27 protein-coding genes and 1 riboswitch are annotated in these 19,586 nt (G+C 62.2%); of the genes, 8 read left to right on the forward strand and 19 right to left on the reverse strand.

The annotated features are described in order from the left end of the window. The first annotated feature begins 4 nt into the window (after positions 1 to 4). The 4 genes from ACEN8I_RS11990 to ACEN8I_RS12005 all read left to right on the forward strand — a co-directional run bounded on the left by ACEN8I_RS11990 (position 5) and on the right by ACEN8I_RS12005 (position 3,069). A complete protein-coding gene (locus ACEN8I_RS11990; RefSeq protein ID WP_413328676.1) occupies positions 5 to 538 on the forward strand; it encodes a GrpB family protein in 534 nt (177 codons plus the stop codon). Between the two features lie 194 nt (positions 539 to 732). After that, positions 733 to 841, forward strand: a riboswitch (glycine riboswitch). A 116-nt stretch (positions 842 to 957) separates the two neighbouring features. Beyond that, positions 958 to 2,271, forward strand: coding sequence for a D-amino acid dehydrogenase (locus tag ACEN8I_RS11995; RefSeq protein ID WP_413328678.1), 1,314 nt, complete (start codon positions 958 to 960; stop codon positions 2,269 to 2,271). Positions 2,272 to 2,341: 70 nt separating this feature from the next. Continuing rightward, positions 2,342 to 2,551, forward strand: a complete 210-nt coding sequence (locus ACEN8I_RS12000; protein WP_413328680.1) for a DUF1737 domain-containing protein — start codon at positions 2,342 to 2,344, stop codon at positions 2,549 to 2,551. Between the two features lie 14 nt (positions 2,552 to 2,565). Continuing rightward, entirely contained in the window at positions 2,566 to 3,069 is a 504-nt protein-coding gene (locus ACEN8I_RS12005) for a DinB family protein (protein WP_413328709.1), read from the forward strand. An 11-nt stretch (positions 3,070 to 3,080) separates the two neighbouring features. Here the strand turns inward: ACEN8I_RS12005 and ACEN8I_RS12010 are convergent, their stop codons facing one another. Next, positions 3,081 to 3,680, reverse strand: a complete 600-nt coding sequence (locus tag ACEN8I_RS12010; RefSeq protein ID WP_413328683.1) for an OmpW/AlkL family protein — start codon at positions 3,678 to 3,680, stop codon at positions 3,081 to 3,083. Positions 3,681 to 4,072: 392 nt separating this feature from the next. Further along, entirely contained in the window at positions 4,073 to 4,261 is a 189-nt protein-coding gene (locus ACEN8I_RS12015) for a hypothetical protein (RefSeq protein WP_413328684.1), read from the reverse strand. Here ACEN8I_RS12015 and phnD point away from each other — a divergent pair. Then, a complete protein-coding gene (phnD, locus tag ACEN8I_RS12020; RefSeq protein ID WP_413328686.1) occupies positions 4,260 to 5,057 on the forward strand; it encodes a phosphate/phosphite/phosphonate ABC transporter substrate-binding protein in 798 nt (265 codons plus the stop codon). The two genes, ACEN8I_RS12015 and phnD, sit on opposite strands and share 2 nt — an antisense overlap. Before the next feature lie 226 nt (positions 5,058 to 5,283). On the opposite strand, the gene ACEN8I_RS12025 is transcribed toward phnD, so the two are convergent. The 3 genes from ACEN8I_RS12025 to ACEN8I_RS12035 form a co-directional block, all read right to left on the reverse strand. Beyond that, complete coding sequence (locus ACEN8I_RS12025) at positions 5,284 to 8,115, reverse strand: DAHL domain-containing protein (RefSeq protein ID WP_413328687.1); 2,832 nt, start codon at positions 8,113 to 8,115, stop codon at positions 5,284 to 5,286. Further along, positions 8,112 to 9,077 carry a cytochrome-c peroxidase gene (locus ACEN8I_RS12030; RefSeq protein ID WP_413328689.1) on the reverse strand — a complete coding sequence of 322 codons (966 nt, stop codon included), beginning with the start codon at positions 9,075 to 9,077 and terminating at the stop codon, positions 8,112 to 8,114. The genes ACEN8I_RS12025 and ACEN8I_RS12030 overlap by 4 nt, the downstream gene beginning before the upstream one ends. 282 nt (positions 9,078 to 9,359) lie before the next feature. Further along, entirely contained in the window at positions 9,360 to 10,073 is a 714-nt protein-coding gene (locus ACEN8I_RS12035; RefSeq protein ID WP_413328691.1) for a DUF4197 domain-containing protein, read from the reverse strand. 13 nt (positions 10,074 to 10,086) lie between these two features. Here ACEN8I_RS12035 and ACEN8I_RS12040 point away from each other — a divergent pair, with 13 nt between their 5' ends. Next, entirely contained in the window at positions 10,087 to 10,602 is a 516-nt protein-coding gene (locus ACEN8I_RS12040; protein WP_413328692.1) for a TlpA disulfide reductase family protein, read from the forward strand. A gap of 157 nt (positions 10,603 to 10,759) precedes the next feature. On the opposite strand, the gene ACEN8I_RS12045 is transcribed toward ACEN8I_RS12040, so the two are convergent. Further along, complete coding sequence (locus tag ACEN8I_RS12045; RefSeq protein WP_413328693.1) at positions 10,760 to 11,215, reverse strand: c-type cytochrome; 456 nt, start codon at positions 11,213 to 11,215, stop codon at positions 10,760 to 10,762. Positions 11,216 to 11,416: 201 nt separating this feature from the next. Between ACEN8I_RS12045 and ACEN8I_RS12050 the strand changes: the two genes are divergently transcribed. After that, a complete protein-coding gene (locus ACEN8I_RS12050) occupies positions 11,417 to 12,103 on the forward strand; it encodes a cytochrome b/b6 domain-containing protein (protein ID WP_413328694.1) in 687 nt (228 codons plus the stop codon). A gap of 70 nt (positions 12,104 to 12,173) precedes the next feature. Beyond that, complete coding sequence (locus ACEN8I_RS12055; RefSeq protein ID WP_413328696.1) at positions 12,174 to 12,662, forward strand: GNAT family N-acetyltransferase; 489 nt, start codon at positions 12,174 to 12,176, stop codon at positions 12,660 to 12,662. 58 nt (positions 12,663 to 12,720) lie between these two features. On the opposite strand, the gene ACEN8I_RS12060 is transcribed toward ACEN8I_RS12055, so the two are convergent. The 13 genes from ACEN8I_RS12060 to ACEN8I_RS12120 form a co-directional block, all read right to left on the reverse strand. Continuing rightward, positions 12,721 to 13,227 carry a peroxiredoxin gene (locus ACEN8I_RS12060; protein ID WP_413328697.1) on the reverse strand — a complete coding sequence of 169 codons (507 nt, stop codon included), beginning with the start codon at positions 13,225 to 13,227 and terminating at the stop codon, positions 12,721 to 12,723. A gap of 198 nt (positions 13,228 to 13,425) precedes the next feature. Continuing rightward, positions 13,426 to 13,695, reverse strand: coding sequence for a 30S ribosomal protein S17 (rpsQ, locus tag ACEN8I_RS12065; RefSeq protein WP_413328699.1), 270 nt, complete (start codon positions 13,693 to 13,695; stop codon positions 13,426 to 13,428). Then, positions 13,692 to 13,901, reverse strand: a complete 210-nt coding sequence (rpmC, locus tag ACEN8I_RS12070; protein WP_007866523.1) for a 50S ribosomal protein L29 — start codon at positions 13,899 to 13,901, stop codon at positions 13,692 to 13,694. Before rpmC ends, rpsQ begins: the two co-directional genes overlap by 4 nt. Before the next feature lie 12 nt (positions 13,902 to 13,913). Then, positions 13,914 to 14,330, reverse strand: coding sequence for a 50S ribosomal protein L16 (rplP, locus tag ACEN8I_RS12075; RefSeq protein ID WP_007866520.1), 417 nt, complete (start codon positions 14,328 to 14,330; stop codon positions 13,914 to 13,916). A 24-nt stretch (positions 14,331 to 14,354) separates the two neighbouring features. Beyond that, the gene (rpsC, locus tag ACEN8I_RS12080; RefSeq protein ID WP_007866518.1) at positions 14,355 to 15,260 is read right to left on the reverse strand and encodes a 30S ribosomal protein S3; all 906 of its coding nucleotides are present in this window, start codon (positions 15,258 to 15,260) and stop codon (positions 14,355 to 14,357) included. A gap of 12 nt (positions 15,261 to 15,272) precedes the next feature. Then, the gene (rplV, locus tag ACEN8I_RS12085; RefSeq protein WP_007866508.1) at positions 15,273 to 15,602 is read right to left on the reverse strand and encodes a 50S ribosomal protein L22; all 330 of its coding nucleotides are present in this window, start codon (positions 15,600 to 15,602) and stop codon (positions 15,273 to 15,275) included. Positions 15,603 to 15,611: 9 nt separating this feature from the next. After that, positions 15,612 to 15,890 carry a 30S ribosomal protein S19 gene (gene rpsS, locus ACEN8I_RS12090; protein WP_007866503.1) on the reverse strand — a complete coding sequence of 93 codons (279 nt, stop codon included), beginning with the start codon at positions 15,888 to 15,890 and terminating at the stop codon, positions 15,612 to 15,614. Between the two features lie 9 nt (positions 15,891 to 15,899). After that, entirely contained in the window at positions 15,900 to 16,724 is an 825-nt protein-coding gene (rplB, locus tag ACEN8I_RS12095; protein ID WP_074578631.1) for a 50S ribosomal protein L2, read from the reverse strand. Then, positions 16,724 to 17,059, reverse strand: a complete 336-nt coding sequence (rplW, locus tag ACEN8I_RS12100; RefSeq protein WP_007866498.1) for a 50S ribosomal protein L23 — start codon at positions 17,057 to 17,059, stop codon at positions 16,724 to 16,726. Before rplW ends, rplB begins: the two co-directional genes overlap by 1 nt. After that, positions 17,056 to 17,676 carry a 50S ribosomal protein L4 gene (gene rplD, locus ACEN8I_RS12105; RefSeq protein ID WP_007866495.1) on the reverse strand — a complete coding sequence of 207 codons (621 nt, stop codon included), beginning with the start codon at positions 17,674 to 17,676 and terminating at the stop codon, positions 17,056 to 17,058. Before rplD ends, rplW begins: the two co-directional genes overlap by 4 nt. Then, positions 17,676 to 18,359 (reverse strand): 50S ribosomal protein L3, encoded by a 684-nt coding sequence (rplC, locus tag ACEN8I_RS12110; RefSeq protein WP_007866493.1) that lies wholly within the window; start codon positions 18,357 to 18,359, stop codon positions 17,676 to 17,678. Before rplC ends, rplD begins: the two co-directional genes overlap by 1 nt. 216 nt (positions 18,360 to 18,575) lie before the next feature. Then, on the reverse strand, positions 18,576 to 18,890 hold the full coding sequence (gene rpsJ, locus ACEN8I_RS12115) for a 30S ribosomal protein S10 (RefSeq protein ID WP_007838118.1): 315 nt from the start codon (positions 18,888 to 18,890) through the stop codon (positions 18,576 to 18,578). Positions 18,891 to 18,914: 24 nt separating this feature from the next. After that, positions 18,915 to 19,586 (reverse strand): EF-Tu/IF-2/RF-3 family GTPase (locus tag ACEN8I_RS12120; protein WP_413328702.1); only part of this gene is annotated, 672 nt, incomplete at its 5' end.

Genomic DNA, 19,586 nt, shown 5'->3' on the forward strand with positions numbered 1-19,586 from the left:
TTTCATGACGGACGCCGAGTCGCTGCAGGCCGCCATCCACGAGGAGGTGGCGCTGCGGGCTTACGACCCGCACTGGCCCGCGATGTTTGAGGCCGAGCGGGAGCGGCTGCTGGCGCTGTTTCCTGGCGACTTCATCTCGATTGAACACATGGGCAGCACGGCGGTGCCGGGGCTGGCGGCCAAGCCGATCATCGACATCCTGGGCGGCGTAGCCTCCATGGCGGCGGCCAGGGCGCTGGTGGCGCCGCTGTGCGCGCAGGGTTACACGGCTTCGGCCGAATTCAACGCGACGCTGGCGGACCGCCAGTGGCTGATGCGCTGGGCCGACGGCCACCGCACCCACCACCTGCACCTGGTGATGCACGACGGCCCGGTGTGGGCGCAGCGCCTGCAATTTCGGGATGCGCTGCGCGCGGACGCCGCGCTGGCCTGGCACTATGCGGCGCTCAAGGCCGAGCTGGCGGCCAAACACCCGGCCGACCGCGAGGCCTATACCGAGGCCAAGGCGGCCTTTGTGCGGTCGGTGTGCGAAGGCTGAGGCTCCCGCATGCACCCTGGCTACTATTAAGCCGCCAAATCACCCCGCTGGACCTGTACTAATGCCCCCTGGGCCCTTGGCAAACAAGGCTTAGGTGGTAAATTCAAACCGTTCAAGCAGGAGAGCGCTGCCGCAAGGCAGCCACCGAAGGCGCAAACTTCCATAATCGCTCAGGTCCCGTACTGCCCGGAAACACACAGCCGTCTGGAGAGACGCCGCATGCAAGGTGCGGCGCACCGAAGGAGCAAAGCCCAAGCGTAAGCCGCGGCTGAATCTCTCAGGTAACAAGGACAGTGGAAGCGGCCGCAAGCATCTGATGGCTTGGCGGTTGCCATGATTCTTCCCGGATTCAAGCACCCCTCAAGGCATTGCATGGCGCTTGCGCAACTGCCATTTCTGCTTGAATAAAAGGAATTGCCATGAAAGTCATGGTTTTGGGTGCGGGTGTCACGGGGGTCACGACGGCCTGGTATCTGGCGCAGCGCGGACACGAAGTCACAGTCATCGAACGGCGCGGCGCGGCCGCGATGGAAACCAGTTTTGCCAACGGCGGGCAGATTTCCGTCAGCCATGCGGAGCCCTGGGCCAACCCGGGCGCGCCGCTCAAGGTGCTGCAGTGGCTGGCGCGCGAGGACGCGCCGCTGTTGTTCCGGCTGCGCGCCGATGTGAACCAGTGGCTGTGGGGCCTGGAGTTTTTGCGCAACTGCACGCCGGCTCGCACCGCGCAAAACATACGGCAGATCGTGAACCTGGGCATGTACAGCCGCGGTGCGCTGCAAAAGCTGCGGGCTGACCTGGGCTTGCAGTACGACGCGAAGACCCAAGGCATTCTGCATTTCTACACCAGCCAGGCCGAGTACGACGCCGCGCAGGAGCCGGCGCGCATCATGCGCGAGCACGGCTGCGAGCTCGACATGAAAACCGCCGATGAATGCGTAGCCATAGAGCCCGCGCTGGCGCAGTGCCGCGGCAGCATCGTGGGCGGCAGTATGACGCCCAGCGACGAGTCGGGCGACGCCCAGGCCTTTACCACCGCACTGGCGGCGCGCTGCGAACAGGCCGGCGTGAAGTTTCTCTACAACACCACCATCCTCGATGTGCAGGCCAGCGGCGGCCAGCTGGACGGTGTACAGGTCGCCAGGGGCAGCGGCGAGGCGGGCGGGCGCATTGAAACGCTCAAGGCCGACGCCTATGTGATGTGCCTGGGCGCCTTCAGCGCACCCTGGGCCAAAAAGCTGGGGCAAAGCCTGCGCATCTACCCGGCCAAGGGTTATTCGGTGACGCTGCCGGTGATCAACGAGGCGGCCTCTTACCAGGTGAGCCTGACGGACGATGAGTACAAGCTGGTGTTCTCGCGCCTGGGCAATCGCCTGCGCATCGCGGGCACGGCGGAACTCAATGGCTACAACACCGAGCTGAACCTGGTGCGCTGCCAGGCCATAGTCCGCCGCGTGAAGCAGCTGTTCCCGGAAATGACGGACGGCGAAGGCGCGCAGTTCTGGACCGGCCTGCGCCCGGCCACGCCCAGCAACGTGCCCTACATCGGCAAAAGCAAAACCCGCAATCTGTTCCTCAACACCGGCCACGGCACGCTGGGCTGGACGCATGCCTGCGGCTCGGGCGCGGCGATTGCCGACATTGTGAGCGGGCGCGTGCCGGAAGTGGATTTTGCGTTTACCGGCATGCCGGCGCGGGGGCACAGCATGCTATTGCCGGGCATGGTGAAAGCCTGAGGGCGGGCGCCTGTGCAGCATGGTGGCGGACACGGTAATATCGCCCTCCGTTCACCAGCCCCATGCCGCCATGACATCAGCCACGAACATGCCGCCCGACGGCCTTCCCATTTATCGACTGCTCACCGGCCCGGATGACGCAAGTTTTTGCCATCGCGTGAGCGAAGCCCTGGCTTTGGGTTACACGCTTTATGGCTCGCCGGCGGCGACTTTTAACGGTGAGCGTGTGATCGTGGCACAGGCGCTGCTCTGGCCTTCCGTTCAGACAGGCAAAGCATGAGCAAGGCTCTGCCCCTGAACCCCGCGACCCTGCAGGCCATGGCGGATTTCCCGCGGCAGCTGGAGCTGTTTTACGCGGCCGTTCCCGAGAGCTACCGGAACTGGACACCTTCGTCCTGGGACGGCATCCCGAGCGAGACCTTCTCGGCACTGGGCCAGGTCTGCCATGTGCGGGACATCGAAATCGATGGCTACCATGTGCGCATCCAGCGCACGCTCGCCGAGGACAAGCCGGTACTGGTCTCGCTGGACGGCTACGAGCTGGAGCGGGAGCGCGGCTACGCGACAGCCGATGCGCGGGAAGCCCTGGCGGCTTTTCGCGCGGCGCGCGCCAAGACCATGGAGCTTCTCGCGAGCCTCACGCCAGAGGCGCTGGAGCGCACGGCGGAGTTCGAAGGCTACGGCGCGCTGACCCTGCGCAGCCTGGTGCACTACCTGTGCAGCCACGACCAGCAGCACCTGGCCGGACTGCAGTGGCTGCTCGGCAAGATCGATGCGTCTCGCGCCGCGAGCGCCTAGTACCAGCCGGCTTAAAACCGCCAGCCAAGCCCCACGCCGAACAACATCGGGTCGGCCTTGAAGGTACCGATCTTGGCGCCGGCCGCGGAGACGTCGGTGCGGATGTAGACCTTCTTCAGGTCAAGGTTCAGGGACAGTTGCTTGCCCAGGGGAATGTCCATGCCGACCTGCAATGCCGGGCCCCAGCTGCTGCGCTTGATGTCCACACCGGCCGGCAGGTTGACCGCGCTGAAGCGGGTGTAGTTGATGCCCGCGCCGACATAGGGCTTGAAGGCGCCCGAACCCAGGGCGTCGAAATGGTATTGCGCCGTCAGCGTGGGCGGCAGGTGCTTGAAGCTGCCGATGGCGGTGCCGGCGGCCGACAGCGTGTGTTTTTGCGGAACCGTCAGCACCAGCTCGACCGCGACCTTGGGTGTGACGAAGTAGCTGATGTCGAACTCGGGTATCCACTTGTTGTTGATGGCCAGCCCGAGTCCGGTGCTGTCTCCGTTGGCGCTGTCCAGGTGGACCGCACGGGCGCGGACCAGCCAGGGGCTTTCAACGGGTTGGGCAAAGGCTGCGCCCGACAAAAGGGCGCAGAGGGCAGAGGCGACGATGGTCTGTTTTTTCATGGGTAAGCAGAAGAAGCGGGAACATTCCCGCCATTCATTGAAGCCGTGCGGCCCATCGGGCGGCTTGATCTGGCGCAAGCGCGCCCTATCCCGCAAACGCAATCAGCGCAAACCTTGCGGCAGATCAAACGTGGTGGCGCTTCGGTGCTTGCCCCTGAGGACCAATGTGGCTAGCGCCATAAGCGCCGCGCGCAATTTGTAACGCCGCAGTACCAGAAAAGGCGTTTGGCGCGCTACCTTGGCGCCCTCTTTTTCGGCAAAAAAACCACGAATCACCCCGGGGTATTCCCGCTGCTTGTCGCTTTAGCGTCCGCCCGTTTGTAAGTAAAAGTTGGTTTGGCCGCACACTGGGTACACGGCCCTGCGGCCGTGCTTGCCGTGGGATGCGCGGTTCACCAATGACGAGGGGCGATCAAGATGATGGTTTTATTGCGTAATGTGACGGTGCTGTCGGGCGCGGCGCTGGCTCTGGTTTCTGCCTTGGCACAAACCGAAACCCCACCCTCGAAAAAAACCAGGGCCACGGCCGCGCCGGCAGTTGAAAAATTCACCGGCCCGCGCGAAAAAATGGTGGTGGCCATGCCCAAGACTTATGGCAAGACCGAGACCATGGCCTTGTGGGGCGACTACTTCAGCCACCTGTCGCGCTGCGCCAATGTGGAGCTGCAAAATGCCCAGGGCGATTCGCTTGAGCGCACCAGCAACGTCGACATCCTGGGCGAGAAGGAGCTGATCGAAAGTCTTTCAACCGGCAAGGCCCAGCTGGGACAGGTGAACCCGGGACTGGCCGCGCAAATGGTGACGGCCGGGCAGGCGCCGCCCTTCGCGGTGCCGGGCAACAAGGCCACCGGCCTGCGCAATTCCTACAAGCTGATCTTGATCACGCGCGTCGACAGTCCCTACAGGGAACCCAAGGACCTGATCGGCAAAAAGATTGCCCACACCACACCGACCTCCAACTCGGGCAACCTGGCGCCGCGCGCGCTGTTCCCGGCCCTGGGCCTGACGCCGGACAAGGACTACGAGGTGGTGTTCTCCAACGGGCATGAGCGCTCGGTGACGGGCGTGATGCACGGCTTCTTTCCGGCCGCGGCCGTGGCCAGCGACCTGTACCAGCGCATGATCGTCAAGGGCGACGTCAAGGGATCGAGCATACGCACGATCTGGGAGAGCCCACCCTTCATGACGGAAAGCTGGATCATGAGCAAGGACGTATCGCCCGAGCTGCAGGCCAGGGTCAAGAAGTGCTCCTTCAACTACAGCTTCTCGCCCACGCTGAAGAAGCAGCTGCCCGGCAACGACACCTTCCTGCCCATCAATTTCGACCGCGACTTCGCGACAGTGATGCAGGTCTACCGCTCCACCCAGAAGAAGTAACACCCCCGTCCAGGCTCACTGCGTGTAGCCTGTTCCCCCCTCAAGGGGGCGGCGCCTGCGGTCTGGCAAAGCCAGTCCCGCGGCCCCTGCTGGGTTGAAGATTCAGGGTGTATTCAATGGGCACAGTCCGCCAGTGGGGGCCGAGGGTCCGGCTTCGCCGGCCCCAGGCGCCGCCCCCTGGAAGGGGGGAAGGCGCTACACGAAGTGAGCGTCCGACGGGGGTGAGCTAGATACTCAATGGCGGGTGCACCGTCCCCCACAGGCTTTCGTCCAGCACGCGCTGCAGGGTGCGCAGCAGCTGGTCGTTGGAGGTGTGGGCTTTCACCAGCACGGCCTCCACGCGGTCGCTGTCCAGGGCCACCGCGTCGCTCGCGGAGAACACGACCACCGGTGGCGCCGGGTTCAGGTCCTCTATGGTGTCCAGCAATTCCCAGCCCGAGCCGTCTTTGAGGGTGAGGTCCAGCAGCACCAGGTCGTAGTGGTGTTTACCCAGCTGTTCGCGCGCCTCGCGCAGGCTGGCGGCGAATTCAAAGGTGGCGAAGTCCTGGGCGATGGCGGCGGCGATGCGCTGGATGTCCAGGTCGTCCTCGACATGCAGGATGCGCGGCCGGCCTTCGGCCATGTTGGCGATGGCACGTTGCAGGCTGAGGATCAGCTTGTTTTCGTCGATGGGCTTTTCCAGCCAGGTCGACACCGCCAGCGGCTGGTTGTTGAATTCGAGCTCGCCGGCTTCGGCGTTGGCCGACACCACGACGATGGGCAGCTCGCGCGTGCGCTCTTCCAGGCGCAGCTTGCGGATCAGGCTGATGCCGTCCAGGTCCGGCAAGCCCAGGTCGACCGTCATGGCGGCGTAGGGCCGTTTGACCACCTGCTCCATGGCCTGCGCGGCGCGGTAGACCATGTCCGAATCGAACCCGCCCTTGTCGAGCATCAGCTTGATCAGGTGGGCGATGTCGGGGTCGTCCTCGCAGACCAGGATCAAGGGCCTGGGCGGTGCGCCAGCCTGGGTTTTGCTTTCATCGACGCTGGCTTCTTCCACCGGCAGTGCCAGTGCTTCGGGCAGTTCGAAATAAAACACCGTTCCCACGCCGGTCTGCGAGGTGAAGCCCACGCTGCCGCCCATGCGCTCCACGATGGCGCGCGAGATGTTCAGACCCAGGCCGGTGCCGCCTTTTTGCCGGGTGTCGGAGGTGTCGGCCTGCGAGAACTTCTGGAAGATGCGCTTGCGGAATTCCTCGGGGATGCCGGGGCCGCTGTCGGCGACCTCGACCCGGACCCGCCTGTTGCTGCACAGCAGCCTGATGTAGACAAAGGAATCCGCCGGTGAAAACTTCACGGCGTTGGAGATCAGGTTGGTGGCGGCCTGGGTCAGCCGGTCGCTGTCGACGCTGACCATGACCCCTTCGGCCTGGACATCCAGCGCCAGCTTGACCTTGTGCTGGTCCGCAAAGCCTTCATTGGCCACCAGGACCTGGGCCAGCAGCGGCGCCAGCTCTATGACCTGCATGTCAAAGCGCATCTTGCCGGATTCGATTTTTTCGCTGTCGAGGATGTCGTTGATCAGCCGGATGAGCCGCTCGCAGTTGCTGGTGGCGATGCCGACCAGGTTCTTGGCCATGGGCGGCAGGTCCCCGGCGACGCCGCCGACGATCAGGCCCAGCGAGCCGCGTATGGAGGTCAGCGGCGTGCGCAGCTCATGGCTGACGGTGGAGACGAACTCGCTCTTCATGCGGTCCACGCGCTTGAGCGCGGTCACGTCGGTGCCCAGCGAGTAAAAGCCCAGCACCTTGCCCTCATCCTCACCCTCGCCATAGCGCGGAAAGTACTGCATGACGTAGTCGTGCATCTGGCCGTCGACGCTTTCCTGGGTACGGTCGTACTCCGCCGCGTAGCCCGCCAGGGCCTCCTGGATCTTGGCGCGCTCTTTCTCGTAGAGCTCGTGGCCCATCAGCTGGCGCATGGTCTTGCCGTGGATCTGCTCGCGCTTCAAGCCAAAGCGTTCTTCATAGGCCAGGTTGTGGAACTGGAAGCGCTGGTCGGCGTCGATATAGGCAATCAGGGCCGGCACGGAGTCGGTGATCTGGTGCAGCTGCGTTTCGCTGGCATGCAGCGCGAGGGTGCGTTCCTGCACGCGCTGCTCCAGGGTTTCATTGGCGGCCTGGAGTTCTTCGTTGACGCGCCGTATGGTCGAGTGGCTGCGCAGGAGGTCGATCGCGGCGTATAGCAGCAGCGCCACCAGCACCGCCGAGAAAATCAGCAGGTAGCGGCCGTAGCGCTCACCCTCCGCGCCAGCCTGCTGCTGCTCGACCGTCAGGGCGTCGTTGGCTTCATCGAGCAGCTTTCCGGTCGGCGCCGCGGAAATGCCGGCGAGAAGGTCATTGACGGTTTTCTGTTCGCGCAAAATGGCCTGGACATGCGCGCGGAAAATACCCAGCCTGTCGCGCATATCCGGCGGTGCGAGGTGCAGCGTGCCGTCAAGCCGGTTCAGTTCGTCGTGTATTTCGGCGCCCTTCTCGCCGGTCGGGCTCTGGCTGTACAGCATGCTCGCGAGCAGCAGCCTGCTCACGCCGGCCGAAATCAGCTGGAACGCCGGTTGCGCCGCGCCGCGGCCGGTCCCGAGCGACTGCTGGACGTCCTCAGCCGCGGTGGGGAGAAAGGCCAGCGAATTGCGCAGCACCGAGTTGTGTGACTTGAACTGCTCGATCAGCTGGGCCTTGTCCTGGATGGCGCGTTGCAGCGCCGCGAGCTTATCCGCCTGCGCGGCCGCATCATGGTGATGTTCGTCCGTGTCCGACTGCAGTTGCTCCATGAGCCGGGCCATCTCACCCTGGTTGTCCGCCAGCGCGTCGTAGTGCGTGGTGATGCCTATCCTGGACTTCAGCACGTCCAGTTCCCATTGCGCATCGAGCTGCTTGAGGTGGCGCAGCACGGCGATATCCTCAAAATAATGCGACTCGTCGAAGCTCTGGGTTTTGGCGTACAGAAACACCAGGATGGACAGCAGCACGGCGGTGACCGCCGCCATGGGCATCCAGGCCAGTCGGTTCGTTTTTTTCACGGTTTGGGGTCCAGTTCGCCGGTGAGTGTGTTGAGGAAGCGGATGATGGCCTCCTTGTCTTCCTTGGAAGCAACGCGGCCGAGCTGGTAGCGGAACATGATGTCGACGGCCTCGTCCAGGGTTTTTGCCGAGGCGTCGTGGAAGTAGGGCGCAGTCAGCGCGATGTTGCGCAGGCTGGGAACCTTGAAGACGTGCTTGTCGCTTTCCACCTTGGTGACAAGATAGCGGCCGAGATCGGCTTCCGTCGGGTTGCCGCGTTTGGCGAAGTAGTCGCCCATGACGCCGAACTTCTGGAACATATTGCCGCCGACGTTGACGCCCTGGTGGCAGGCGACGCAGCCGTACTGCTTGAATTTCGCATAGCCGGCTTTCTCCGCGGCCGTGATCGCGTTGGCGTCACCGCGCAGGTATTTGTCAAAGCGCGAGTTGGGCGTGATCAGGGTGCGCTCGAAAGTGGCGATGGCATTCTGGATGTTCGCCTTGGTGACGCCGTCCTTGTAGGAGGCGGCGAACGCGGCCTTGTACTTGGGGTCCTGCGAGACCTTCTGCACCACCTCCTCCCATTTCGAGCCCATCTCGACCGGGTTCTGCATGACGTGGTCGGCTTGCGACTCCAGCGACTCGGCGCGGCCGTTCCAGAATTGCTTGAAGTTGAGCGCGGCATTGAGCACGGTCGGGGCGTTGACGCTGGTGAGGCCGCCATGCAGGCCCACCGAGCGGTCGCGCCCGTCAGCGCCGCCCTTGCTGATGTCGTGGCAACTGGCGCAGGAGATGCGGCCGTTGCCGGACAGGCGGGCATCTCGAAACAGCAAGCGCCCGATGTCCGCGCGGGCCGGGTCCTGTTTGAGCGTCAGGGGAACCGGTTGTATCGGTTCGTCGAGCAAAGGCGCCGCGGCGGCGGCGAGGGATGTCCACGGGGCGGCGGCCGCCAGAAGCAGCGCCGCAAGACGCGCTGCGGCCAAGTGTGCGCCGGCCTTCCCAGGCCGCATGCAATGCCTGCTCGCACGGACGTATGCCCAAACCGGTTTTGTTATTTGCACGGCTGCTGTCCTCCTGATCGTTAACTGCAACCAGTCTCAATCAGAGCACGTTTATCAACCGCGCCGCAAGGGCATTTCCCGTGTGGGCATATTTACCAACACTATGTAAGGAAATGCTTCGCCTCCTCCAAATGAAGGATGGGATGCAGTGCCAGCGCGCTCAGTCCTTCGCCACGCCTAGCGCCTCAAGTTCGTTAGAACTTTTTATTTCATTGACCCGAAGACCTTCTTGAGGATCGCGCTGCCGGTGCCCACGGGGTCCTGGCGGATCTTCTTTTCTTCCTCGCCAATGATGAGGTAGAGGCCGTCCAGGGACTTGCCGGTGACATATTGCTGGATGTTGGCGTCTTCTTTTTTGACCAGGCCGAAACCGGCGGCCTTGCCGGCGAACTCGTTGTATTTGTTGGCCAGCCCGACTTTTTCGGTGGCCTTGGTGACCACGGGCAGGAATTTGACGCCCAGCGGCGCGCGCGTCTTTTCCGCGAAAAAGGTGGTGACCGAGGTCTCGCCGCCGGTCAGGATGTTCTTGGCGTCGGTCACGCTCATGCTGCGTACGGCATTGACCAGCAGGTCCTTGCCCATGGGAACGGCGGCTTCGGCGGCGCGGTTGATGGAGGTGACCAGTTCGTCGATGTGCTTGCCCTGGCCGAAGTTTTTCAGCAGTTTCGACGCATCTTCAAGGTAACCAGGCAAAGGAATGCGAACTTTTGGGTTTCCGAGGAATCCATCCGTCTTGCCCAGCAGGGCGACGGCCGCGATAGCGCCTTTTTCGAGGGCGGTTTTGAGGCCGGCGCTGGCGTCGGCGTTGCTGATGCCGGACAGGTCGCCCAGCGACAGCGCGTGGGCCTGGTGGTAAGTGGCCAATATCAGTGCGCCCAACGCGCTGACGCCGGCCTGGTTAAAATTGCGACGTTGCATGATGAGGTCTCCCATGAAATTGACATCCACCCGGACAGTATGCCGCATGGCGCTGGCCGGTATTTTGGCGCTGGCGGCTTTCGCCAGCCTGCCCGGATGCAGCGGCGCGCAGGCCGCGCCTGAGTCGACCTTCGTGCTGCTGGACGGCAGCAAAAAAACCACGGCTGACCTGAAGGGCAAGGTCACCCTGGTCAACTTCTGGGCCACCAGCTGCGTGACCTGCGTGGCCGAAATGCCCAAGGTCATTTCCACCTACAACAAATACCAGAGCCAGGGCTATGACACCCTGGCCGTGGCCATGAGCTACGACCCGCCCAGCTACGTCGTGAACTACACCGAGACGCGCAAGCTGCCGTTCAAGGTGGCCATCGACAACACCGGCGCGGTCGCCAAGGCCTGGGGCGATGTGCAGCTCACGCCCACCACCTACCTGGTGAACAAGCGCGGCGAGATCGTCAAGCAGTACGTGGGCGAGCCGGATTTTGCGGCGCTGCACCAGTTGATTGAGAAGCTATTGGCTGAGACCTGAAGCGTTTCGCTTTTCAAACAAAAAAAGCCGGTTCGTTTGAACCGGCTTTTTTGTTGCTCTTTCGAGCATGGGCCGCGGAACTGGCTTTGCCAGGCCGCAGGCGCAGCCCCCTGCAAGGGGGGAAGGCGCTACACGAAGTGAGCGTCCGACAGGGGTGTTACTGATTTCGATACGCGTCGTGGCAGGCTTTGCAGGTGCCGGCCGTGGAGGTAAATGCCGTCTTCAGCGTGTCGAGGTTGCCGGTCTTGGCGGCGGCGGCCAGCTTGGCGGTTTCAGCGACCAGTTTTTCATGGCCTTCCTTGAACTTGGCCTGCTCGGTCCAGATCTCGGGCTTGGCCTTGGTGTTGCCGCCCTTGTCGGTTCCGGGTACGAAACCGGCCCACGGGAGCTTGGACATGTCGGCCACGATCTCGGCGTTCTCGGCGGCGACTTTGGCGTCGAAGGGAACACGGCCGTTGGCCATGGCGCCGACGCGGCCGAAATGCTGGCCCATGACAAACAGCGCGCTCTGGCGGTATTTGATGGCATCTTCGGGTTTGGCGAACTGCGCGGAGGCCGGGGCGGCCATGGCTGCCAGGGTGGCGGCCGCTGCGATGCTGGCAAAAAATTTCATGGTTTTCCTCGTGAGGTTTTTTTAGGATATGGTCGGTGACGGGCCATGGCAGCGCGCTGGGCTTGCTGCCATGTGGCTGAGTTTAGCCAAGCCTGATAAGTTCCGCAGGAACTTATGCACTACGGGAAAGCACCAAGCCTGCAGCGGGCCGGCTGCGGACAATGCCTTGCACAAAACAACCCACATGATCGAGGAGTGAGCGTGTACACCAATAAAAATCTTCACAAGGTGCGTGTGTGGGACCTGCCCACGCGGGTTTTCCATTGGGCACTGGTGGCCTGCGTGATAGGCCTGGCCATTACCGGCACCGTGGGCGGCAACGCCATGGTCTGGCACTTCCGCTTCGGCTACACGGTGCTGGCCTTGTTGCTGTTTCGCATCGTCTGGGGCCTGGTCGGCGGGCGCTGGTCCCGTTTTGGTGCGTTCATCTATGCGCCGCAAAGCGTCATCAGCTACCTCAAGGGCCAGGGCAAGCCCGAGCACGGTATCGGCCACAGCCCGATAGGCGCCGGGTCGGTGTTCGCCATGCTGGGTTTCCTGGTGGCCCAGGTCGGCACGGGGCTGCTCAGTGACGACGAGATCGCTTTTGCCGGCCCACTGACGCGCTTTGTCTCCAACGCCACGGTTAGCCTGACGACCAACTACCACAAGAACATCGGCAAATGGGTGCTGCTGGCGCTGGTGCTGCTGCACATCGCAGCCATTGTTTTTTACCTGAGCCGCAAGCACAACCTGGTGGGCGCCATGCTGCACGGCGACAAGGAGCTGGTAGTGCCCGCGCCGCCCTCGCGCGACGACACGGTGTCGCGTGTGGCCGCGGTGCTGATCCTGGCGGTTTGCGCCGGCGTGGCCTACTGGGTTTCGACGCTGGCGGCGCCGGCTTTCTGAGGCCCCGCGGCAGGCTGGCGACGGCGGCAAATCACGTTAAACTGGTTGTCGACTTTTCACCGCCGACCCCGTGCAGCGTCCCTCCATCCAGTTCATCACACCCGACTCGCCCGAAGAGCTGGCCGCCACGCGGCTGATCTTTCGCGAGTATGCGGAGCAGCTGGGCGTGGACCTGTGCTTCCAGAACTTTGAGGCCGAACTGGCCGAGCTGCCCGGTGAATACGATGTACCCGAAGGCGCGCTGCTGCTGGCGCTGGTGGACGGCGAAGTCGCCGGCTGCTGCGCGCTGCGCGCGCTGGATTCGGTCGACTATCCCAATGCCGGCGAGATGAAGCGCCTTTATGTGCGCAAGCCCTTTCGCCGTTTCGGCCTGGGGCGCCAGCTCGCGGAGGCCATCCTGGACGCGGCGCGGGTGGCGGGCTACCACTCGGTGCTGCTGGACACGCTGGACGACATGGAGTCGGCGCGCGCGCTGTATGCCGAGCTCGGCTTTGCCGAGATCCCGCCCTACTATCACAACCCCATCGCGGGGGCGCATTACCTCAAGGTAGATCTCTAGGGCCCAACAAAAAGCCACCGGGCTTGCGCGCGGTGGCCTCCTGGCGAAGAGTCTCCTCTCAGCCCTTGGCTTGCGCCAGCAGCGTGGTCGCATCGCTGACTTCAAACTTGCCGGGGCCTTCCACATTGAGGCTGGCGACCTTGCCGTCCTTGACCAGCATGGAGTAACGGTTGCTGCGCAGGCCCATGCCGCGCGCCGTCAGGTCCAGCGTGAGGCCCGCGGCTTTCGCGAAGTCGGCGCTGCCGTCGGCCAGCATGCGCACCTTGTCGCCGGTCTTCTGGTCGCGCGCCCAGGCGCCCATGACAAAAGCGTCGTTGACGCTCAGGCACCAGATCTCGTCAACGCCGGCGGCCTTGAACTCGGCGAATTTCTCCACATAGCCGGGCACGTGTTTGGCCGAGCAGGTGGGCGTGAACGCACCGGGCAGGGCAAACAGGGCGATGGTCTTGCCGGCCGCGGCCTTGGCCACGTCGACCGGGTTGGGGCCTATGCTGCAGCCGTTGCCTTCGACTTCGGAAAATTCCATCAGCGTGGTGGCCGGAAGGGTGTCGCCTACTTTGATCATGGTGTGCTCCTCTAAAAATAATGGGTGGGTTGAAAATCAACCTCCGCAGTTTAGTGCGGCGGCGGCTAGCGTGCGCTCACTGTGCAAGAACCGATGAAGCGCTGAAGGTCATACCCGGCGCCGGCACAAACAAAAACGGCCCACCTAGGTGAGCCGCTTTTTAGACTGGCGATCGCCGGCCCCAGGTCAACCCGGGACTTAAACGTTCACAGCCTTTTCAACCAGACGGGTCACAACCCAGTTCTTGGTCTTGGAGATCGGGCGGCTTTCGGTGATCTCGATCACGTCGCCCGTGTGGTACTCGCCCTTTTCGTCATGGGCGTGGTACTTGCTGGACAGGGACACGATCTTGCCGTAGAGCTCGTGCTTCACACGGCGCTCAACCAGAACCGTCACGGTCTTGGCGCGCTTGTCGCTCACTACCTTGCCGATCAAGGTGCGCTTGAGGGATTTTTTAGCTTCCGTCATTTTTTGGCTCCTTGCTTGACGATGGTTTCGGCCAGGATAGTCTTGGCGCGAGCGATGCTGCGACGCGTGGAACGCAGCGTGGAAGTGTTGGTCAGTTGTTGCGTGGCTTTTTGCATGCGCAGGCCAAAGTGGGCTTTTTGCAGCTCTTTGACTTCAGCTTTCAGGCCGGCAACGTCTTTTTGGCGCAGTTCAGTAGATTTGGTCATTGTCATTTCCCCTTACTGGCCGATCATGCGGCTGACGAAGGTGGTGCGCAGCGGCAGCTTGGCGGATGCCAGGCGGAACGCTTCGCGGGCCAGCTCTTCAGGCACACCGACGATTTCAAAGACGATCTTGCCGGGCTGGATTTCAGCCACGTAGTACTCCGGGTTACCTTTACCGTTACCCATACGCACTTCAGCGGGCTTTTGGGAAATCGGCTTGTCCGGGAAGACGCGGATCCAGATACGGCCGCCACGTTTGACGTGACGGGAAATCGCGCGGCGCGCGGCTTCAATTTGACGAGCAGTCAGGCGACCACGGTCGGTGCATTTGAGACCGAAGTCACCGAACGCAACCGAGGAACCCCGGGTTGCGACGCCGGTGTTGCGGCCTTTTTGCTCTTTGCGGTATTTTCTGCGAGCGGGTTGCAGCATTTTGATTCTCCGTTAATAGACCGATTACTCGGTCTTGGCACCGTCAGCTGCTGCAGCTGGCGCGGCTTTGCGGACGCGCTTAACGGTGGTTTTCGGGGCTTCGCTACCAGGGGTAGCTTCAGCCGGCTTGTCGCTTCCATCCGCCGGGGCGGTGTTGGTCGCGCCGCGCGGTGCGCGGGCACCACGGGGAGCGGGACGGTCGCTGCCTGGACGATCACCAGGACGAGCATCACGGCGGGGGCCGCGCGGCTTGCGTTCTTCGTCAGGCACTTCCACCATCTTGGCGCCGGGCGCATCATTGCGGCCCAGCGTGTCGCCCTTGTAGACCCAGACCTTGACGCCGATCACACCATAGGTGGTCTTGGCTTCGGAGGTGCCGTAGTCGATGTCGGCGCGCAGGGTGTGAAGGGGCACGCGACCTTCGCGGTACCACTCGCAGCGAGCGATTTCAATGCCGTTGAGGCGGCCGGACGACATGATCTTGATGCCCAGGGCACCCAGACGCATGGCGTTTTGCATGGCGCGCTTCATCGCACGGCGGAACATGATGCGTTTTTCAAGCTGCTGCGTGATGCTGTCGGCGATGAGCTTGGCATCAATTTCAGGCTTGCGAACTTCTTCAATGTTCACGGCGACCGGCACGCCCAGCTGGCGGCTCAGTTCTTTCTTGAGGTTCTCGATGTCCTCACCTTTTTTGCCGATCACGACGCCCGGACGTGCCGAGAAAATCGTGATGCGGGCGTTCTTGGCGGGGCGCTCGATCAGAACGCGCGAAACCGCTGCGTTCTTGAGCTTGGCCTTGAGGTACTCGCGAACCTTGATGTCTTCGGCCAGCATGCCGGCGAAGTCACGGTTGCTTGCGTACCAGCGGCTGGCCCAGTTGCGGCTAACTGCAAGGCGAAACCCGGTTGGGTTGATTTTTTGTCCCATATCCTGCTGCCTTTAGTTGCCAACCACCACGTACACATGGCACGTGGGCTTGCTGATGCTGTTGCCGCGGCCTTTTGCGCGCGCGGAGAAACGCTTGAGCGTGGCGCCTTGTTCGACGTAGATGGTTTTCACCTTCAGTTCGTCGATATCGGCACCATCGTTGTGTTCAGCGTTGGCGATGGCGGACTCAACAACCTTCTTGATGATTCCAGCAGCTTTTTTCTGCGTGAAATTCAGGATGTTGAGGGCTTGATCCACTTTCTTGCCGCGGATCAGGTCAGCGACCAGACGGCCCTTGTCGACCGACAGACGAACGCCCCGGAGGGTTGCACGTGTTTCCATGGTCTTTCCTTACTTTCTCACAACTTTTTTGTCAGCCGGATGACCTTTGAAAGTCCGGGTGAGTGCGAACTCGCCCAGCTTGTGGCCAACCATTTGATCGGTGATGTAGACAGGCACGTGCTGCTTGCCGTTGTGCACGGCGATGGTCAGGCCGATGAACTCGGGCAGGATCATGGAGCGACGCGACCAGGTCTTGATCGGCTTTTTGTCCTTGTTGGTAACGGCCTTGTCGGCTTTTGCTACCAAATGATGGTCGACAAACGGACCTTTTTTGAGTGAACGTGTCATGGGTTAGCCTTACTTCTTGCGACGCGAAACAATCATCACTTGCGTGCGCTTGTTGTTGCGGGTGCGGTAGCCCTTGGTCAGGTTACCCCATGGGTCGACAGGATGGCGGCCTTCGCCGGTCTTGCCTTCACCACCGCCGTGCGGGTGGTCAACCGGGTTCATCACCACACCGCGAACGGTCGGGCGAATACCCATCCAGCGCTTCACACCGGCCTTGCCGAGGCGGCGCAGGCTGTGTTCTTCGTTGGCGACTTCACCGATGGTGGCGCGGCACTCGATGTGGATCTTGCGAACTTCACCGGAGCGCATACGCACCTGGGCGTAGGTACCTTCGCGGGCCAGCAGCGTTGCCGAGGTGCCGGCGGAGCGGGCGATTTGCGCGCCCTTGCCGATTTGCATCTCGATGCAATGGATGGTGGAACCCACGGGAATGTTGCGGATGGGCAGCGTGTTGCCGGCGCGAATCGGCGCTTCCGAACCGCTCACCAGCGTGGCGCCGACTTCAAGGCCGCGAGGGGCGATGATGTAGGTGCGCTCGCCGTCGGCGTAGCAGAGCAGGGCAATGTGGGCGGAGCGGTTGGGGTCGTACTCGATACGTTCGACCTTGGCCGGAATGCCGTCCTTGTTGCGCTTGAAGTCCACCACACGGTAGTGGTGCTTGTGACCGCCGCCTTTGTGGCGCGTCGTGATGTGCCCGTTGTTGTTACGGCCGGCCTTCTGGAATTGCGGCTCCAGCAGCGGCGCGTAAGGCTCACCCTTGTGCAGGTGGTCCCGGGAAATCTTCACCATCCCGCGCATGCCGGGGGAGGTGGGTTTCATTTTAATGACAGCCATTACGCAGTCTCCCCGCCGAGGTTGAGCTCTTGACCGGGCTTGAGCGTCACATAAGCCTTGCGAACGTTGTCGCGGCGGCCGATGGACTTGCCAAAGCGCTTGGTCTTGCCCTTGATGTTGAGAACGGCGACCGACTGGACATCCACCTTGAACATCAACTGCACGGCGGCCTTGATTTCAAACTTGGTGGCATCCTGCAGCACCTTGAAGGTCACGGCATTGGTCTTGTCGGCGATCATGGTGGCCTTTTCGGACACGATGGGCGCGACCAGGACCTGCATCAGGCGGCCTTCGTCGAATTTCAGTTTTGGAGAAGATGGGTTACGGGCGCTCATGCGAACATCTCCTTGAGTTGGTCCATGGCGGCCTTGGTGACCAGAACCTTCTTGTAGTGGACCAGCGACACCGGATCGGCGTAACGGGGTTCAACCACGAGGATGTTCACCAGGTTGCGGGAAGCCAGGTACAGGTTTTCATCAACTTCATCAGCGATGACCAGCACCGAGTTGAGGTTCATGGCCTTGAACTTGTCGGCCAGGACCTTGGTCTTGGGCGAGTCCACGGTCAGGGAGTCAACCACAGCCAGGCGGCCTTCACGGGCCAGCTGCGAGAGGATGGACGCCATGCCGGCACGGTACATCTTCTTGTTGATCTTCTGCGTGAAGTTTTCGTCGGGCATGTTCGGGAAGATACGACCGCCGCCGCGCCACAGGGGCGAAGACGTCATACCGGCACGTGCGCGACCGGTGCCCTTTTGTTTAAAAGGCTTCTTGGTCGAGTGACGAACCTGCTCACGGTCCTTCTGGGCACGGGTGCCCTGGCGGGCGTTGGCCTGGAAGGCCACGACCACCTGGTGAACCAGGCTTTCGTTGTATTCGCGACCAAACACGGTATCGGGCACGTCCACTTTGGACGAGGCCAGACCTTGGTCATTCAGGAGTTCGACCTGCATCAGTTCGCTCCTTTAGCAGCGTTGGCGGGCTTGGCCTTGATCGCGGCGCGAACCGTGACAAAACCACCTTTGGAACCAGGCACAGCGCCGCGGATCATGAGCAGCTGACGGGCTTCGTCGATGCGCACGATGTTGAGGTTTTGCGTGGTCACGGTGACGTCGCCCAGGTGGCCCGTCATGCGTTTACCGGGAAACACACGGCCGGGATCCTGCGCCATACCGATGGAGCCGGGAACGTTGTGCGAACGGCTGTTACCGTGCGACGCGCGCTGCGAGCTCATGTTGTGGCGCTTGATGGTGCCGGCGTAGCCTTTACCAATGGAGGTGCCTTGCACGTCCACCAGCTGGCCCACGGCAAACACGTCGGCTGCGGGCACAACGGTGCCGGCAGCGTATTTGCCTGCGACGTCAGGCGTCACGCGGAATTCTTTCAGGATTTCACCAGCTTCAACGCCTGCTTTCGCAAGGTGGCCGGCGGCCGGCTTGGTCACGCGCGATGCTTTGCGTGCGCCAAATGCCACTTGAAGGGCATCGTAGCCGTCATTTGCTTCGGTTTTAACCTGGGTCACGCGGTTGTTGGATACATCCACCACGGTGACAGGAACTGTGTCCCCATCATCCGTGAACAGACGCATCATGCCAACTTTGCGGCCCAGCAACCCGAGGGAGTTGCTCAGACTCATGATGTGTTCTTTCGTAACTTTCACCGCTGCGACTTCAATTGGCCGCAGACGTTTTGATGTGAAAGACAGTTAATAAAACCGTCCAATCCATACCGGCAACAAGCCAATATGCAATAGACAGCCCAAGAGTATAGCCCAGGCTGCCAAAAATGGCAAACCTGGGCTAAAACCTGTCGATTTGGGGCCCGGCTTGTGGCCGAAACCCCGATTTTTCGCTTACTGCAGCTTGATTTCGACGTCCACGCCGGCCGGCAGGTCGAGCTTCATCAGGGCGTCCACGGTTTTGTCCGTGGGGTCCACGATGTCCATCAGACGCTGGTGGGTGCGGATTTCCAGCTGGTCGCGGCTCGTCTTGTTGACGTGGGGCGAACGCAGGATGTCGAAACGCTTCATGCGGGTCGGCAGGGGCACGGGACCCTTGACAATCGCGCCGGTGCGCTTGGCAGTGTCAACGATTTCAGCTGCCGACTGGTCGATCAGCTTGTAATCAAACGCCTTCAGGCGGATGCGGATTTTTTGCTTGGTGGCCATGGTAATTCCTTGGTTTTTTCAGAATTACGCGATGATCTTTGCCACGACGCCGGCGCCGACGGTCTTGCCGCCCTCACGGATGGCGAAGCGCAGGCCTTCTTCCATGGCGATCGGGTTGATCAGCTTGACGGTGATCGACACGTTGTCGCCTGGCATGACCATTTCCTTGCCTTCTGGCAACTCGATCGCACCGGTCACGTCCGTCGTGCGGAAGTAGAACTGGGGACGGTAGTTGTTGAAGAAAGGCGTGTGGCGGCCGCCTTCGTCCTTGCTCAGAACGTAGATCTCGCCGGTGAAGTGCGTGTGCGGCTTGATGGAGCCGGGCTTGCACAGCACCTGGCCGCGCTCGACGTCTTCACGCTTGGTGCCGCGCAGCAGGATACCGACGTTGTCGCCGGCCTGGCCCTGGTCCAGCAGCTTGCGGAACATTTCCACGCCGGTGCAGGTGGTCTTTTGCGTATCCTTGATACCGACGATCTCGATTTCCTCGCCGACCTTGATCACACCGCGCTCGACACGGCCGGTCACGACAGTGCCGCGGCCGGAGATGGAGAACACGTCTTCCACGGGCATCAGGAAGGCGCCGTCAACCGCGCGCTCTGGCAGAGGGATGTAGGTGTCCAGGGCTTCGGCGAGCTTGAAGATCGCGCCTTCGCCGAGTTCGCCCTTGTCGCCTTCCATGGCCAGCTTGGCCGA

Source organism: Polaromonas sp. CT11-55, assembly GCF_047303325.1.
GTDB lineage: Bacteria > Pseudomonadota > Gammaproteobacteria > Burkholderiales > Burkholderiaceae_C > Polaromonas.

Excerpts from the sequence above, each read along its gene's own strand:
- ACEN8I_RS12060 (WP_413328697.1), bottom strand. The coding sequence starts at position 13,227 with ATGATCAAAGTAGGCGACACCCTTCCGGCCACCACGCTGATGGAATTT.
- ACEN8I_RS12040 (WP_413328692.1), top strand. The coding sequence starts at position 10,087 with ATGAAATTGACATCCACCCGGACAGTATGCCGCATGGCGCTGGCCGGT.
- rplD (WP_007866495.1), bottom strand. The coding sequence starts at position 17,676 with ATGCAGGTCGAACTCCTGAATGACCAAGGTCTGGCCTCGTCCAAAGTG.
- rplV (WP_007866508.1), bottom strand. The coding sequence starts at position 15,602 with ATGGAAACACGTGCAACCCTCCGGGGCGTTCGTCTGTCGGTCGACAAG.
- rplP (WP_007866520.1), bottom strand. The coding sequence starts at position 14,330 with ATGCTGCAACCCGCTCGCAGAAAATACCGCAAAGAGCAAAAAGGCCGC.
- rplW (WP_007866498.1), bottom strand. The coding sequence starts at position 17,059 with ATGAGCGCCCGTAACCCATCTTCTCCAAAACTGAAATTCGACGAAGGC.
- rplB (WP_074578631.1), bottom strand. The coding sequence starts at position 16,724 with ATGGCTGTCATTAAAATGAAACCCACCTCCCCCGGCATGCGCGGGATG.
- ACEN8I_RS11990 (WP_413328676.1), top strand. The coding sequence starts at position 5 with ATGACGGACGCCGAGTCGCTGCAGGCCGCCATCCACGAGGAGGTGGCG.
- ACEN8I_RS12015 (WP_413328684.1), bottom strand. The coding sequence starts at position 4,261 with ATGGCCACCACCATTTTTTCGCGCGGGCCGGTGAATTTTTCAACTGCC.
- phnD (WP_413328686.1), top strand. The coding sequence starts at position 4,260 with ATGCCCAAGACTTATGGCAAGACCGAGACCATGGCCTTGTGGGGCGAC.
- rpsQ (WP_413328699.1), bottom strand. The coding sequence starts at position 13,695 with ATGACGGAAGCTAAAAAATCCCTCAAGCGCACCTTGATCGGCAAGGTA.
- rpsC (WP_007866518.1), bottom strand. The coding sequence starts at position 15,260 with ATGGGACAAAAAATCAACCCAACCGGGTTTCGCCTTGCAGTTAGCCGC.
- ACEN8I_RS12035 (WP_413328691.1), bottom strand. The coding sequence starts at position 10,073 with ATGCAACGTCGCAATTTTAACCAGGCCGGCGTCAGCGCGTTGGGCGCA.
- rpsJ (WP_007838118.1), bottom strand. The coding sequence starts at position 18,890 with ATGGCCACCAAGCAAAAAATCCGCATCCGCCTGAAGGCGTTTGATTAC.
- ACEN8I_RS12045 (WP_413328693.1), bottom strand. The coding sequence starts at position 11,215 with ATGAAATTTTTTGCCAGCATCGCAGCGGCCGCCACCCTGGCAGCCATG.
- ACEN8I_RS12000 (WP_413328680.1), top strand. The coding sequence starts at position 2,342 with ATGACATCAGCCACGAACATGCCGCCCGACGGCCTTCCCATTTATCGA.
- rpmC (WP_007866523.1), bottom strand. The coding sequence starts at position 13,901 with ATGACCAAATCTACTGAACTGCGCCAAAAAGACGTTGCCGGCCTGAAA.
- rpsS (WP_007866503.1), bottom strand. The coding sequence starts at position 15,890 with ATGACACGTTCACTCAAAAAAGGTCCGTTTGTCGACCATCATTTGGTA.
- ACEN8I_RS11995 (WP_413328678.1), top strand. The coding sequence starts at position 958 with ATGAAAGTCATGGTTTTGGGTGCGGGTGTCACGGGGGTCACGACGGCC.
- rplC (WP_007866493.1), bottom strand. The coding sequence starts at position 18,359 with ATGAGTCTGAGCAACTCCCTCGGGTTGCTGGGCCGCAAAGTTGGCATG.
- ACEN8I_RS12010 (WP_413328683.1), bottom strand. The coding sequence starts at position 3,680 with ATGAAAAAACAGACCATCGTCGCCTCTGCCCTCTGCGCCCTTTTGTCG.